Source organism: Megasphaera sp. DISK 18 (genome assembly GCF_001682955.1).
In the GTDB taxonomy this organism is placed as follows: domain Bacteria; phylum Bacillota; class Negativicutes; order Veillonellales; family Megasphaeraceae; genus Megasphaera; species Megasphaera massiliensis.
Genome location: NZ_LUGJ01000032.1, coordinates 1 through 14,422, shown reverse-complemented (window position 1 = coordinate 14,422; position 14,422 = coordinate 1). Strand labels below are relative to the sequence as shown.

General features: G+C 49.5%; 13 protein-coding genes. 12 read left to right on the top strand and 1 reads right to left on the bottom strand.

Going from position 1 to position 14,422, the window contains the following annotated elements:
* Positions 1–131 precede the first annotated feature (131 nt).
* From A0U42_RS06990 to A0U42_RS06945, 11 genes are all read left to right on the top strand, one after another.
* On the top strand, positions 132–1,532 hold the full coding sequence (locus A0U42_RS06990; RefSeq protein ID WP_065360413.1) for an L-fucose/L-arabinose isomerase family protein: 1,401 nt from the start codon (positions 132–134) through the stop codon (positions 1,530–1,532).
* Between the two features lie 2 nt (positions 1,533–1,534).
* On the top strand, positions 1,535–2,350 hold the full coding sequence (locus A0U42_RS06985) for a transketolase (RefSeq protein WP_065360412.1): 816 nt from the start codon (positions 1,535–1,537) through the stop codon (positions 2,348–2,350).
* The gene (locus tag A0U42_RS06980) at positions 2,347–3,273 is read left to right on the top strand and encodes a transketolase family protein (RefSeq protein WP_065360411.1); all 927 of its coding nucleotides are present in this window, start codon (positions 2,347–2,349) and stop codon (positions 3,271–3,273) included. Before A0U42_RS06985 ends, A0U42_RS06980 begins: the two co-directional genes overlap by 4 nt.
* Position 3,274: 1 nt before the next feature.
* Positions 3,275–4,771 carry a glycerol kinase gene (locus tag A0U42_RS06975; protein ID WP_065360410.1) on the top strand — a complete coding sequence of 499 codons (1,497 nt, stop codon included), beginning with the start codon at positions 3,275–3,277 and terminating at the stop codon, positions 4,769–4,771.
* Between the two features lie 29 nt (positions 4,772–4,800).
* On the top strand, positions 4,801–5,196 hold the full coding sequence (gene rbsD, locus A0U42_RS06970) for a D-ribose pyranase (RefSeq protein WP_065360409.1): 396 nt from the start codon (positions 4,801–4,803) through the stop codon (positions 5,194–5,196).
* 411 nt (positions 5,197–5,607) lie between these two features.
* Positions 5,608–7,026 (top strand): rhamnulokinase, encoded by a 1,419-nt coding sequence (gene rhaB / locus A0U42_RS06965; protein ID WP_065360408.1) that lies wholly within the window; start codon positions 5,608–5,610, stop codon positions 7,024–7,026.
* 105 nt (positions 7,027–7,131) lie between these two features.
* Entirely contained in the window at positions 7,132–8,367 is a 1,236-nt protein-coding gene (locus A0U42_RS06960; protein WP_065360407.1) for an L-rhamnose isomerase, read from the top strand.
* Positions 8,368–8,403: 36 nt separating this feature from the next.
* Entirely contained in the window at positions 8,404–9,222 is an 819-nt protein-coding gene (gene rhaD, locus A0U42_RS06955) for a rhamnulose-1-phosphate aldolase (protein WP_065360406.1), read from the top strand.
* A 25-nt stretch (positions 9,223–9,247) separates the two neighbouring features.
* A complete protein-coding gene (locus A0U42_RS06950) occupies positions 9,248–10,282 on the top strand; it encodes an MFS transporter (RefSeq protein WP_218055536.1) in 1,035 nt (344 codons plus the stop codon).
* Positions 10,283–10,417: 135 nt separating this feature from the next.
* Positions 10,418–10,600: a hypothetical protein gene (locus tag A0U42_RS11710; protein WP_218055535.1), complete on the top strand. Its 183-nt coding sequence runs from the start codon at positions 10,418–10,420 to the stop codon at positions 10,598–10,600.
* A 154-nt stretch (positions 10,601–10,754) separates the two neighbouring features.
* On the top strand, positions 10,755–11,072 hold the full coding sequence (locus tag A0U42_RS06945; RefSeq protein WP_065360405.1) for an L-rhamnose mutarotase: 318 nt from the start codon (positions 10,755–10,757) through the stop codon (positions 11,070–11,072).
* A 109-nt stretch (positions 11,073–11,181) separates the two neighbouring features.
* Here the strand turns inward: A0U42_RS06945 and A0U42_RS06940 are convergent, their stop codons facing one another.
* On the bottom strand, positions 11,182–11,937 hold the full coding sequence (locus A0U42_RS06940; RefSeq protein WP_065360404.1) for a DeoR/GlpR family DNA-binding transcription regulator: 756 nt from the start codon (positions 11,935–11,937) through the stop codon (positions 11,182–11,184).
* Positions 11,938–12,429: 492 nt separating this feature from the next.
* On the opposite strand from A0U42_RS06940, the gene A0U42_RS06935 reads away from it, so the two are divergent.
* Positions 12,430–14,382: a sigma-54-dependent Fis family transcriptional regulator gene (locus A0U42_RS06935; RefSeq protein WP_065360403.1), complete on the top strand. Its 1,953-nt coding sequence runs from the start codon at positions 12,430–12,432 to the stop codon at positions 14,380–14,382.
* Positions 14,383–14,422 lie beyond the last annotated feature (40 nt).

Genomic DNA, 14,422 nt, shown 5'->3' with positions numbered 1-14,422 from the left:
ACATAAAGACATAAAAATATCCGAGAAAATTTTTATTTAAACTATTGAAATTTTTAATTAAATAATTTATAATGGGTTCAAGATGTTTAAGAATACAAACATTAGCCCAGAGCTTAAAGGAGGCTTTATCCATGACTACGATTAAATTAGGTTATGCGCCGACACGGCGCAGCATTTTCAGTGCCCCTGATGCCGTCAAGTACCGGGGACTGACGAAACAGAAGCTGGAAGAGTTGGGAATCTCCTTCGTCGATATCGATGATATTAATGAAGAAGGCCTGCTCTATGATGAAAAGGACCGGCTGAAGATTGTCGAAAAGTTCAAAGCGGAAAAGATCGACGGCCTGTTCCTGCCGCACTGTAATTTCGGAACCGAATATGAATGTGCCCGCCTAGCCAAAGATCTGAACGTCCCGGTTCTCTTGTGGGGCCCCCTTGATGAACGCCCTGATGAAAAGGGAATCCGCCTGCGCGATACCCAGTGCGGCCTCTTTGCTACCGGCAAGGTACTACGCCGTTTCAGAGTGCCCTTTACCTACATGACCAACTGTCGTCTCGACGATCCCGTCTTTGAACGGGGCATCAAGGATTTCCTGGCGGTCTGTAACGTCGTCAAGACCTTCCGCAACATTCGTATCCTGCAGATCGGTCCTCGTCCTTACGATTTCTGGTCGACCATGTGCAATGAAGGGGAACTCTTAGAAAAGTTCAACATTCAATTGGCTCCGATTCCGATGCCGGAATTGACAGAAGCCGTCGCCGAAGCCAAAGCCGAAAAGACGGAAGTTGACAAGGCCGTCGCCTACATCCGCTCCCACATGGATGTCCGCATTAAAGAGGACGAAGTCGAAAATGTCGCCGGTCTGTACGTAGCCATGAAAGGGCTGATGGAAAAATACGGCTGTAATGCCGGTGCCATCCAGTGTTGGAACGCCCTCCAGGGGGAACTCGGCGTCATGCCTTGTGCGGCCAATGCCATGCTCAATGAAATCGGCATTCCCATGGTCTGTGAAACGGATATCCACGGTGCCATTACAGCCCTCTTGGTAGAAGCAGCCGCTCTCGACGGAACGCGATCCTTCTTCGCCGATTGGACCATCCGTCATCCTGATATCGAAAATGGGGAACTCCTGCAGCACTGCGGTCCTTGGCCGATTTCAGTCGCCAAGGAAACGCCGAAGTTGACTTATCCCTTAGCCTTCGACTATCCGGGCAGCCTGACGGCCGAAGCTAAGCACGGCGACATCAGCCTGGTTCGCTTTGACGGCGATAACGGCGAATATTCCCTGCTTTTAGGCAACGCCAAAGGCGTCGACGGACCGGCCGGCATGGGGACCTACCTCTGGGTCGAAGTGGACAACATCAAACGGTTGGAAGCTAAGATCGTCGAAGGACCGTACATTCACCACTGTGTCGGCATCCATAAGGACGTCGTCCCTGTTTTATATGAAGCTTGTAAGTATATCGGCGTCGCTCCGGATCTCTATGATCCCATTGAAGAAGACGTCAAGGCATATTTGAGAGGAGAATAAAAATGGATCTTCGCGCAAAAGCAATTGATATCCGTAAAGATATCGTCAATCTGATTCACCACGCCGGAACGGGCCACATTGGCGGCGACCTCAGCGTTACCGACATCTTGGTCGACTTGTACTACAAACAGATGAACGTCGGCCCCGACAAGGTAGACGATCCGGACCGCGACCGCTTTGTCCTTAGTAAAGGCCATTGTGTAGAAGCCCTGTATACCATCCTGGCTGACAAGGGATTCTTCACGAAAGACGAACTTCAGACCTATTCCCAGTATTTGTCGAAATTCATCGGCCATCCCAATAACAAGATTGCCGGTATCGAAGTCAACAGCGGCTCCCTGGGTCACGGCCTTTCCGTCGCCATCGGCATGGCTTTGGCCGCGAAAATGGATCAGCGTCCTTATCGGACGTACGTCGTCTTAGGCGACGGCGAATGTGATGAAGGTTCCGTTTGGGAAGGGGCTATGGCAGGTCCTCAGTATGGCCTTGACAACCTTACGGTCTTTGTCGACCGCAACCGCCTCCAGATTTCCGGCACGACGGAAGAAGTCATGGGCCAGGACAGCGCTGAAGAACGGTGGGCTTCCTTTGGCTGGAACGTCTTGTCCATTCCGGGCAACGACATGGATGCCATCGATGCAGCCGTTGATCTTGCCAAACGGACGAAGGGCAAACCGACGGTCATCATCGCCAATACGACCAAGGGCTGCGGCGTATCCTTCATGGAAGATCAAGCCGGCTGGCACCACAAAGTCCCGACGGCCGATCAGGTTGCAGCAGCTATGAAAGAACTCGACGAAAGGAAGGCAGCATTATGAGCAAAGCCATTAAGAAAGTAATCGCAGAATTCCTCAGTGAGGAAGCCAAGGTAAATAAAGATATCGTCGTCCTTTGCAGTGATTCCCGCGGCTCCGGCGCCCTCGGCCCCTATGCCGAAGAACACAGCGACCAATTCGTAGAAGTCGGCATTGCCGAACAGAACCTGGTCGGTATCAGTGCCGGGTTGGCCTCAGCCGGCAAGCGTCCCTTTGCCGTATCGCCGGCAAGCTTCCTTTCGACGCGCAGCATGGAACAGGCTAAAGTCGACGTCGCTTATTCCCATACCAATGTCAAACTGATCGGCATCAGCGGCGGCGTCAGCTACGGCGCTCTCGGCATGACCCATCATTCGGCAACGGATATTGCCACCATGGGATCCATTCCCGGCCTTCGCGTCTATTTCCCGAGTGACCAGTATTTGGCGGCGGCTTTAATGAAAGAATTCGTCACTGACAGTGAACCGGCTTATATCCGCATCGGCCGCAATGCCGTCGAAGACGTCTATGACGATGGTAAGCTCGACTTTACCATGGATAAGGCCGTTACCGTTCAAGACGGGACGGAACTGACCATCATCGCCTGCGGTGAATTGGTCTATGAAGCCAAAAAAGCAGCTGAAATGCTGGCGGCAGAAGGTAAATCGGTTCGCGTCCTCGATATGTACTGCTTGAAACCCCTCGATACGGAAGCCGTTCTCAAGGCTGCCAAAGAAACGAAGGCAATCTTAACGGTCGAAGAACATTCCCCTTACGGTGGCCTCGGTGCCATGGTCGCCCAACTTACGGCTGCGGAATATCCGACGAAAGTCCGCAGTCTGACGCTGCCTGATGCGCCGGTCGTCACGGGGAACTCGGCTGATATCTTCCATCATTATGGACTCGACGCTGAAGGCATCGTCAAAGCCGCTAAGGAGCTGCTTTGATATGAAGCCTTACATTCTCGGCATCGATCAGAGTACACAGGGCACCAAAGTGCTGCTCTTCGACGAAGCCGGGACCATCTGCTACAAGGCGGCTAAGTCCCATAAGCAGTATATTGACGAAAAAGGCTGGGTCGAACACGATCCCGATGAAATCTGGCGTCATTTGAAGGATTTAATCCGCGATATGCTGGATAAGACCGAGATTAATGGAAAGGCCATCAAGGCTGTCGGCATCAGTAATCAGCGTGAAACGGCCATGGCCTGGCATCGTCAGACCGGAAAGCCCGTCTATCGGGCCATCGTCTGGCAGTGTGCGCGGGGCGCGGCGATTTGTGAAGAACTTCGCCGCAAAGGCCTTGACTCTTTGATTAAGAATACGACGGGACTACCCTTGTCGCCCTATTTTTCAGCGGCTAAATTGGCTTGGATCCTGCGCCGCGTCGAAGGCGCTAAGGAACTCATGGACGAAGGGAATCTCTGTATGGGGACCATGGACAGCTGGCTCGTCTACTGTATGACCAAAGGGCAGGTATTCCGCACCGATTTTTCCAATGCTTCGCGGACCCAGCTCTTTGACATCGGACGTTTGGCCTGGTCCGACGATGTTTGCCGCGCTTTTGGCATCGACCGGAGCGCTTTGCCGGAAGTGACCGATTCCAACGGCCTCTATGGAAGCACGGATTTTGACGGCATCCTGCCGGAAGCCATTCCCATCCATGCCGTCTTCGGAGATTCTCACGCAGCCTTATTCGGCCAAGCCTGCCATCATCCGGGAATGGCCAAGGCTACCTACGGTACGGGTTCTTCGGTCATGATGAATATCGGCGATAAGCCCGTGTACAGTCAGCACGGTTTGGTGACGTCTCTGGCTTGGAGCCTGTCGGGGAAGGCGACGTACGTCCTGGAAGGCAACATCAACTACACCGGGGCGGCCATTACCTGGCTCAAAGACGATTTACAGCTCATCGAATCGCCGGAAGAAACGATGGCCTTAGCCAAGGCGGCTAATCCGAAAGACCGCAGCTATTTCGTGCCGGCCTTTACAGGTCTCGGCGCCCCGTATTGGGAAAGTCAGGCGACGGGCCTTTATACGGGCGTTACCCGCGTGACCGGGAAAAAAGAAATGGTTCGCGCCGTCCTCGATGCCATCGCCTATCAGATTAACGACGTAACGACGCTAATGCAGAAGGAGTCGGGGTACAAACTGCCGTCCCTTCACGTCGACGGCGGCCCTACGAAAAATGCCTACCTCATGCAGTTTCAAACGGATCTTCTCGGTTGTCCCGTCGATGTACCGGAAGCGGCTGAGCTATCGGCTATCGGGGCGGCCTATGCTGCCGGCCTTGCCGTCGGCCTCTATGATAAGGATGCCTTGTTTAAAGGCGTGAAGAGAATTTCGTATGAACCTTCTATGGCAGGAGACCGACGCCGTGAATTAATCGCAGGGTGGCAAAAGGCCATCTCTCAGACCTTAGCAGTGACTCATCGTGGAGCCTGACTGCAGCACTCGTGAAAGGACGTGTTTTCATGAAGAAAAAAGGAATCATCCATGGCCAATTGGCCGGTGCCTTGGCCGCCTTGGGACATAAAGACCGGTTTCTCCTCTGTGATGCCGGCATGCCTATTCCCAGCGGGGTGCCCATCATCGACTTGGCCGTCGTTGGCGGTGTACCGACCTTCCGTCAAGTATTCGATGCCATTATGGATGAAATTGTCGTCGAAAAATATGTACTCGCTGAAGAAATCAAAGAAACGAATCCCGTAATCTTAGAACATTTACGGGATATTTTGAAAGGTGCCGAAGAAGACTTTATTCCCCATGTGGATTTAAAGAAAGAATCGGAGCACGTTAAATTTGCCGTACGGACCGGTGAATTTTCCTACTATCCCAACGTCATTTTGCAGGCCGGCGTCTGCTTTTGATGACGATATAAAAAACTTCAGGAACAGATAAGTCTAAAGAACCTCCGAAAGTTAGAATTATAAAAATCTAACTTTCGGAGGTTTTTTTGCGTTGTATCGGGCCGGGCGAATGGGCAGGGGATACAGAGGCACTGATGTTGGGGCGCGATTCGATCGATGTCATCTTTCTTGTTGAATCCAGACCGTATTCTTTAAGAAATCCGTTATTAATATGTAAATAATATTGATAAAAAGAACTTCATATCTTGCTTTTAATGCATAGCAAAAGTAAAAACATATGAAAAAAGAAAGAATGTTGACTTTTGCATAGCTTAAATGTAGTATAGTTATTGTAAAAACCAAGTAAACAAAGAAGAAAACAGGAAAACAAGAAAATGTAAGTGGTTTATTGATGGGAAAGGAAATGGGCGTATGTCAGATATAAAGTATTATTTGGCGGTGGATATCGGCGCTTCGAGCGGTCGACATATCCTGGGATGGGTTGATAAAGGCAAGATTCGCATTGAGGAAATTTACCGATTCGAGAACAAGTTTGTAAAACGGAATGGCCATCTTTGTTGGGATCTTGAGCATCTCTTTCATGAGGTCGTTGAAGGGCTTAAGAAATGTAAAGAACTTGACCGCATTCCCGAGAGTGTCGGCATCGATACCTGGGGTGTTGATTTTGTCCTCCTCGATAAGAACGGCCATGTCATCGGTGATACGGTTGCCTATCGCGACGGACGTACAAAGGGGATGGATGAGGAAGTTTATAAGACGATTTCCGAAGCGGAACTTTACAGTCGCAATGGCATTCAGAAAATGATGATTAACACCATCTATCATTTAATGGCCATCAAAAAAGAAACGCCGGAAGTACTGGACAAGGCAGAACGTTTTCTGATGATCCCGGAATATCTTAATTATCGATTGACCGGGATTGCCATGAATGAATACACTAATTCAACAACATCACAACTGATTAATGCAAAAACACAGGATTGGGATTTTGAACTTCTTAAAATGCTGGGCCTGCCGACAAAAATTTTTGGTGACATCCATATGCCGAAGACGCTGGTCGGCCCCCTTTCAAAAGAAATGGAAGCGTGCGTCGGATTCACGACCCATGTTGTCCTTCCGGCTACCCACGATACGGGTTCGGCCGTCATGGCAGTCCCGACGAATTCCGATGACAGCATTTATCTGAGTTCGGGAACCTGGTCGCTCATGGGAATTGAACGCCTGATCCCGGACTGTACCGAAATGAGCCGAAAGCATAATTTTACGAATGAAGGCGGATACCATTATCGCTATCGCTATCTCAAGAACATCATGGGGATGTGGATGATGCAGAATCTGCGCCGTGAGTTTAAACATCCCTACACCTTTGAAGAACTTTACGAACTGGCCCATATCGGCCGCTATTTTACATCAACAGTTGAGGTCAACGACAGCGCTTTCCTCGCTCCGGACAGTATGATAAAGGCCCTGCAGGATTATTGCGATAGGACCAATCAGGAAAAACCGGAAACGGAATGTGAACTCCTGTATTGTGTCTATCGGAGTTTGGCAAACTGCTATGCCAAGACCGTTGCCGAAATCGAGGAAGTCACGGGCCGTACGTACGATACGATTCATGTTGTCGGCGGCGGTTGTCAGGATAAATTCTTGAATCGGATGCTGGCAGAGGCAACGGGGAAAACGGTTTTTGCCGGGCCCGTAGAAGCCACAGCTATCGGTAATATCATGGCGCAGATGCTGGGTGCTAAGGTCTTTGAAGATTTAAAGGAAGCACGCCGGGTCGTAGCCAAGTCCTTCGATGTGAAGCGCATCGAAAATCAATTCGAGTAATTCCGGTTCCATAACCGGAGCGATTAAGATGTTGGAAATTATAAATATTATATATCAGGTGATGTACGTCACCTCAAGGTTACAGGATTATAGGAGGTTTTCATTATGTCGAGATTTGAAGAAGCAAAAGAAAGTTACGCATCGATGGGTGTGGATGTAGAAAAGGCCTTACAGAAACTGCAAGATGTACGTATTTCCATGCATTGCTGGCAGGGCGACGATGTCTTAGGATTCGATTCGGACTCACTGACCGGCGGCATTGCGGCGACGGGCAATTATCCGGGCCGTGCACGCAATCCGGAAGAACTCATGCAGGATATCAAAAAGGCTTATTCTCTGATTCCGGCTAAGCACAAACTGAACCTGCATGCTTCGTACCGGATCACCGGTGAAAATATTGATCGTGATCAGATCGAGCCGAAACATTTCAAGGCATGGGTTGATTTTGCAAAAGAAGAAGGCATCGGCCTTGATTTCAACCCGACCTTCTTCAGCCACCGGAATGTTAAAAACAACATGACCCTTTCCAGCCCGGATAAGGATATTCGTGATTTCTGGATTGCTCATGGCAAAGCCTGCCGGAAGATTGCCAACTACTTTGGTGAAGAACTTGGCATCACGGCTCTGGACGACATCTGGATTCCCGATGGGACAAAGGATGTGCCTGCTGACCGTTTGGGACCTCGTCAGCGCCTCAAGGAATCTTTGGATGAAATCCTTTCCGTGAAATATGACCGTAAGAACATCGCCGACGCAGTGGAAGGAAAGGTTTTCGGTATCGGCGTTGAGTCGTACACCGTAGGCTCTCATGAATTTTATATGAATTACGCTGCCAAGAATGGCATCATGTGTCTCCTCGATACGGGTCATTACCATCCGACGGAAGTCGTTTCGGATAAGATTTCTTCGATGCTGCTCTTTAACGACAGTTTGGCCCTTCATGTGAGCCGTCCGGTCCGCTGGGACAGCGACCATGTTATCAAGTTCGATGATGAGCTCAAGGAACTGGCAACGGAGCTCGTCCGCTGTAATGCCCTCGACAAGGTGTTCATCGGCCTTGACTTCTTCGACGCCAGCATCAACCGTGTTGCAGCCTGGGTTATCGGCATGCGCAACATGCAGAAAGCTTTGCTCTACGGCCTCTTGACACCGAACAAAGAACTCAAGGAAGCACAAGATGCGGCCGACTTCACGCGGGTCCTGCAGGGACTGGAAGAAATGAAGACGCTGCCCTTCGGCGATGTCTGGGCTGAGTTCTGTAAGCGTAACGACGTTCCTGTTGACGGTCAGTGGTACACCGCCATTACGGATTACGAAAAGGACGTTCTGTCCAATCGATAAGAGAGACAATAATTTGAAATAAAGAGGGAGTATATCATGGATATTAAAGATTCAACATTTATGGAAGGTTTTAAGCGCCTGACGGCAGATGCATTTCAGAAAGGCTGGCATGAACGAAACGGCGGCAATTTGACCTATCGCGTCAAAAGCGAAGAAGTCGACGCCGTCAAGGAATCGCTGCATGAAGTGACGGAATGGAAGCCCATCGGCAATACTGTCCCGGGCCTTGCCGGCGAATATTTCCTGGTTACGGGAAGCGGCAAATATATGCGCAACGTCTCATTGGCACCGGAAGAAAACACGGCCCTCATAAAGATCGACGAAAAAGGCGAGAATTATGGCATTGTTTGGGGTCTTGTCAACGGCGGTCGTCCGACGAGTGAACTGCCGACGCACCTGGCAGCCCATGAACTGAAGAAAAGGATGACGAACGGGGCGAACCGCATCATTTATCACGCACACCCGACGAATCTCATTGCCCTGACTTTTGTCCTGCCCCTGAAGGATAAGGAATTCACGCGTGAGCTTTGGGAAATGGCCACGGAAGATCCGGTCATCTTCCCGGAAGGCATCGGTGTCGTGCCCTGGATGGTACCGGGCGGCAAGGAAATTGCCGACGCCTCGGTCAAACTCATGGAGAAATACCGCGTCGTCGTCTGGGCCCATCATGGCCTGTTCGTTTGCGGCGATACCTTTGATGAAGCCTTCGGACTCATGGATACGGTTGAAAAAGCTTCGGAAATTTGTGTCAAAGTCTTATCGATGGGCGGTAAAAAACAGACGATTCCTCGGGAGGGCTTTATACAGCTTGCCAAGGATTTCCATATTGATTTGAATACGGACCTTTTGGATTAATCATTTTTTTAGGGAGGGAAAGGCTATGTTAGGTGTAAAAGTCGATTACGAGATGTCTGCTTGGAAAAAGACCTTAATTGCCGGGCTCATCAGTTACATCGATGCCGGCTCCATCGTAGCAGGGGCTTCCGGACTGTCGATGTGGCAAGGCTATCTCGGCATGAGCAGTGTGCAGATGGGCCTTCTGGCTGCGCTGTCATCGAATACGGGAGGGGCTGCCATCGGGGCGCTGATCGGTGGTAAGATCTGTGATAAGTATGGCCGTAAATTCGTTTATAACTACGCACTTCTATTTTATATGATCGGCGTGGCGATGATTTGCCTGGCAACGAACTATCCCCTGTTCCTGCTCGGTTACGTCATTGTCGGGCTCATGGTCGGTGCCGATGTCGTCGCTTCTTGGACCTTCATTGCGGAAGAAGCACCTTCGAAAAATCGTGCCAAACACTGCGGCTCGGCGCAGGTTGCCTGGATGCTCGGGCCTGTTGTCGTCTTTCTCGCATCCATTCCGCTCAATTCTATGTTCGGCCTTCTCGGTAACCGTATCATCTTTGCCCATTTGATCGTCGTTGCCGGCTGGATTTGGTATCAGTGTTTGAAGATGCCGGAATCGACGGAATGGACAGAAGCCCATAAACGGGAACAGGAACTTGCGGCAAAAGGCATTAAAGTTCGTAAGGTCCATTATGGCGATATCCTTCACGGTACCTGCCTCAAGACGGTGGTCATGCTATGTGCCGTTTATACGCTCTGGAATCTGGCAGCCAGTACGAACGGATTCTTCATGCCCTATGTGTATGAACACCTCGGTAAGCTCTCGAACGCCATGTCTTTGTTCCTGACGGCCTTGAACTTTGCCGTCTGTATCTTGACGACTTTCATCTTTATGTATACAGGTGATAAATTTAATCGCCGCAAGGTCTTCGGTATTTTTTCCGGTCTCGGTGTCATCAGTTGGTTCGTTTGGGCCCTGCCGGCGAACATGATGCAGATGTGGATGCTCTTCTTCTTCACCATTGTCTGGGGCTTCTCGATGCAGCAGCAGTTCTATCAACTTTGAAGCTCCGAACTCTTCCCGGTCCGCTACCGCGCAACGGCACAGGGATTCACCTTCTTTGTCACGCGTTTCTCCGCCGCTGTTTGGGGCTTCCTCGTTCCTATCCTGATGGAAACGGTCGGTTTCCAGGTCGCCGCGATGATCATGATCGGATTCGTATTTATCAGCTGGGTTGCCGGTACCTTCTTTGGTTCCGATGCCCGCGGCCTGACCCTTGATGAAATCACGAAACAGCGCTATGACCACGAAATCGATGAAAATGGCTGGTTTGTCAAAACGGTCGAACATAATGTCAATGCCATTCATCCGGTAGGAAAATAACAGTAGTTTGCATACGATTGAGGTTTAACGTATAAGATGAAAAAGAGCCTTCGCCACTCTGAGAGAAATCCTTTTGTCGGGCAAGAGGAGAAGGGGGGAGACGAAGGTTCTTCTTTTTGATTATTTTGATGAACATGTATGGGAGGTTTTTTTGATGGAACGTTTTGCATGGAAAGCGACAGTCAAAGAGGGAAAACTCGATGAATATAAATATCGTCATGCCCATATTTGGCCGGAAATGAAGCAGGTACTGAAGGATGCCGGTATTTCAAACTATACGATATGGAATGTCGGAAATGAACTGTTCGGCTATTTTGAATGCGAAAAAGGGGTGGCTTATGCCGAGGCCTATCAGGCCAAGAGCGCTGTCGTTGACAAGTGGAATGAGTACATGAAGGATGTCATGGTCATGGAAATGGATCCAACGACGGGGGCACAGCCGAAGATGCAGCAGGTATTCTTCCTGCCTTGAAATCGTTTCCTAAAAATATAAAACGAATTTCTTATGGACATGAAATGACCTCCTAAGATTAGATCCGAACGTCTAATTTAGGAGGTCGTTTTTTGTAAATCAGCCTTTGTCAGAAGATTAAGTTAATCTGTTTATCTGCCAGAAATTCCTGCCATTCCTTAGAAGGCGGAACATCGGTGACGAGGGTGTCGATGCGTTCGAAATCATCACATTTAACAAACGCCGTTTTGTCAAATTTCGAATGGTCGACCAGAAGAATGGTATTGCGGGCCTGCTGCATCATGATGCTTTTGACGCGGCTTTCGCTTTCGTTGGATTCCATAATGCCCTTGTTCAAGTCGATGCTCTTACAGCTGATAAAGGCAAAATCGACGTAGTATCGGGTAAGTGTTTCACAGGCTATGGAATCTGTCAGGGCACAGGAGCTGTCGCGCATCGTGCCGCCTGTGCAGATCATTTTGAAGCCGCAGCCGATGAAATCGTTCATGAGACGGATGGAATTGGTAACGACCGTGATATTACGCTGATTCTGAAGGCGCTGCAAGAGTGCTTGGCAGGTCGTGCTGGAATCCATCATGATCGTGTCTCCATCGTGGATTAGGCTTGCGGCTTTGTCGGCGATGAGCAGTTTGCTTTCATTGTTTATGGAGCTGCGACGCGTATAAGAAAGTTCATCACTCGTGCTTTCCGTTATCACGGCACCGCCGTAACTGCGGCTGAGCAACTCCTGTCTTTCCAGTTTTTCCAGGTCGCGGCGGATTGTTTCTTCGGTTACTTTGAATAACTTAGCAAGTTCTGAGACGTAAACTTTGCGGTCGATTCGAATCTTTTCCATGATTTTTTGTCTGCGTTCTAATCCCAGCATGATAAGCTCCTTCTTTCTCTTGTTTTCTGTTATCTTTTTCTATTTCCCAATGATTCGCTCTTATTATAGGGCAATTTTGGGATCAATACAATAGAAACAGATAAAAATAGACGTTTGATTTGTTGGATGTTGTCTTTCGGTTCACTTGAAAAGGAAGCTGTCTTCATAAAAAAATGAGCGAAAGTACCCTGATGAGAGGAGCTGTTTGACTACGACCCATACAGGATATAAAAAAGAGGCTTTTCTTCGGAGGACATAGACTTTGAATTTATTCGTATGGGAGGGAGCAAGGTGTTTTCAAGAAGGGCAGCGTGGTAGAATAGATAGGAGATCGGAAGGGACCGCCTGCGAATATATTGGCAGCGACGTTATCCGAATAGAAATCTCCATAAAGTTTCTGTGAGACGTCCGAATCCATGATACAATCAAAGATATTTGATGTTTCGTGACCCTACATACACGTGACTTATTCTCTGTAAAGGAGGTATGGCAATGATAGATTTACAAGAACGGAAAAAAATCTGGCAGCGCTTCATCGAAGAGGGTATCTTGAGTAAACAATTGCCTCCGCTTATTGCCCGTTCATGGCAGGATTGCCGCAAGAAGGGAATCGATCCGTGGCACCGAAAAAATCTTCCCGTTGATTTAGAAAATCTAAATAGAAGCCGTCAAAAAAACAGATTATTGTTGCAAGTTGCCGGACCCATTATGCAAAGTGTCCATGAAATTGTCAGGGAATCCCATTCTCTCTTGGCCTTAATGGATAGTGCCGGCTGCGTGCTGCGTACCATTGGCGATGATACGATTTTGCAACATTCAGAAAATATTTTTTTTCATCCCGGTTCTGTGTGGAGAAATGATTCTGTCGGTACGAATGGTCCCGGGCTGGCCCTGGAATATGACAGGCCCGTACAGCTTATCGGCGCAGAGCATTATTGCGCTGACCAACATAACTGGAGCTGTTCAGCGGCACCCATACACGGGAATGACGGACAGGTGATCGGCGTTCTGGATCTTTCGGGCAGTGCGGCTGCCGCTCATCCCCATACCTTAGCCTTGGTGGTAGCCTGTGCCTTTAGTATCGAACAGACCTTGCGTTCTTATCACCAAAGCCATTTCATGAAAGCCGCCGCCAATGGCCTGCCGGAATCCATTCTTCTTTTAAATGATAGCTTGAAAGTACGCTGGGCCAATGCCACGGCCTATCGTGAATTGGGCGTATCTCATAAGGAGCTGTCGGCCCTCGATTTCCGCCGTGTCCTGCCTCAAATCGACTGGCCTGCCATGCAGTCCGATACGGTGAGTGACAGCCCCTTGTATATGGATGATCTGGGCGTCGTTCTAGCCAAGAAAACACGTCACTTCAGTGCTACCTTATCCAAAACCTGCGATGCTACGGGACAAACTTATACGCTCATTCTGCGCAGACAGGAACACTTATTTCGCTCCGTTAACCGTGTAGCCGGCAATCAAGCAAACTATACCTTTCAAAATATTTATACGGCGGACCCCGCTATGTCTGAAGTCATTGATAAAGGCCGTCAGTATGCCTACTATGACAGCACCATCCTTATTGAAGGGGAAAGTGGAACCGGGAAAGAACTCTTTGCCCAGGCCATCCATGCCGAAAGCCCCAGGCATAAAGGGCCTTTCGTTGCCGTGAATTGCGCATCATTGCCTCGAGATTTAATTGAAAGCGAATTATTCGGCTATGAAAAAGGGTCCTTTACCGGGGCCCTTCGAGAAGGGAATCCGGGCAAGTTCGAACTGGCTGATCACGGGACTCTCTTTCTCGACGAAATCGGGGAAATGCCTCTGGAATTCCAAGCCAAGCTGCTCCGGGCTGTAGAGACGCTTTGCATTCGCCGTATCGGAGGCAAAGAAGAGAAAAAACTCGATGTCCGCGTTATTTCTGCGACCAATCGCTGCTTGGAGTCAGAAGTCGCAAAGGGAACCTTCCGCGGCGATTTATACTATCGATTGAACATTCTTAAACTGTCAATCCCGCCGCTCCGCAAGAGGCCGAACGATATCAGCTACTGTGCCAACCTGTTCTTGAAGCGCTTTAATACACGCTATCCCGAACGGACTCGCCAATTATCTCCGGAGGCATTGAAGTCTCTTCTGGAATATTCTTGGCCCGGTAATGTCAGAGAGCTGCAAAATTGTATTGAACGAGCTTTCTACACCAGCTCATCGGCGATTATCATGCCCCATGACCTGGCTCTTCGCGACAGGCAGCCGGCAGATGATGTCCGACGATGGAACCCTCCTGTTGAGGGGACAAATGCGGCAGAAAAAGCGGCACTCCTGCACTGTTTAGAAACTGCTTTTGGGAACGTACCGGCTGCTGCAAGTTCTTACGGAGTAAGCCGAGCGACTTTTTATCGCCTCTGTCATCGCCATGGAATTCGGCCTAAAGAAATCCGGCGGCGCCACCCGTAATCGCCCCTTGAAAATGTCTCAAAAATCTCAAAAGTCTCAA

What these genes read in the sequence shown, in the direction of transcription:
- A0U42_RS06975 (WP_065360410.1), top strand. Translation starts at nt 3,275, where the DNA reads ATGAAGCCTTACATTCTCGGCATCGATCAGAGTACACAGGGCACCAAA.
- A0U42_RS06985 (WP_065360412.1), top strand. Translation starts at nt 1,535, where the DNA reads ATGGATCTTCGCGCAAAAGCAATTGATATCCGTAAAGATATCGTCAAT.
- A0U42_RS06935 (WP_065360403.1), top strand. Translation starts at nt 12,430, where the DNA reads ATGATAGATTTACAAGAACGGAAAAAAATCTGGCAGCGCTTCATCGAA.
- rbsD (WP_065360409.1), top strand. Translation starts at nt 4,801, where the DNA reads ATGAAGAAAAAAGGAATCATCCATGGCCAATTGGCCGGTGCCTTGGCC.
- rhaB (WP_065360408.1), top strand. Translation starts at nt 5,608, where the DNA reads ATGTCAGATATAAAGTATTATTTGGCGGTGGATATCGGCGCTTCGAGC.
- A0U42_RS06990 (WP_065360413.1), top strand. Translation starts at nt 132, where the DNA reads ATGACTACGATTAAATTAGGTTATGCGCCGACACGGCGCAGCATTTTC.
- A0U42_RS06945 (WP_065360405.1), top strand. Translation starts at nt 10,755, where the DNA reads ATGGAACGTTTTGCATGGAAAGCGACAGTCAAAGAGGGAAAACTCGAT.
- A0U42_RS06940 (WP_065360404.1), bottom strand. Translation starts at nt 11,937, where the DNA reads ATGCTGGGATTAGAACGCAGACAAAAAATCATGGAAAAGATTCGAATC.
- A0U42_RS06960 (WP_065360407.1), top strand. Translation starts at nt 7,132, where the DNA reads ATGTCGAGATTTGAAGAAGCAAAAGAAAGTTACGCATCGATGGGTGTG.
- rhaD (WP_065360406.1), top strand. Translation starts at nt 8,404, where the DNA reads ATGGATATTAAAGATTCAACATTTATGGAAGGTTTTAAGCGCCTGACG.
- A0U42_RS06980 (WP_065360411.1), top strand. Translation starts at nt 2,347, where the DNA reads ATGAGCAAAGCCATTAAGAAAGTAATCGCAGAATTCCTCAGTGAGGAA.
- A0U42_RS11710 (WP_218055535.1), top strand. Translation starts at nt 10,418, where the DNA reads ATGATCATGATCGGATTCGTATTTATCAGCTGGGTTGCCGGTACCTTC.
- A0U42_RS06950 (WP_218055536.1), top strand. Translation starts at nt 9,248, where the DNA reads ATGTTAGGTGTAAAAGTCGATTACGAGATGTCTGCTTGGAAAAAGACC.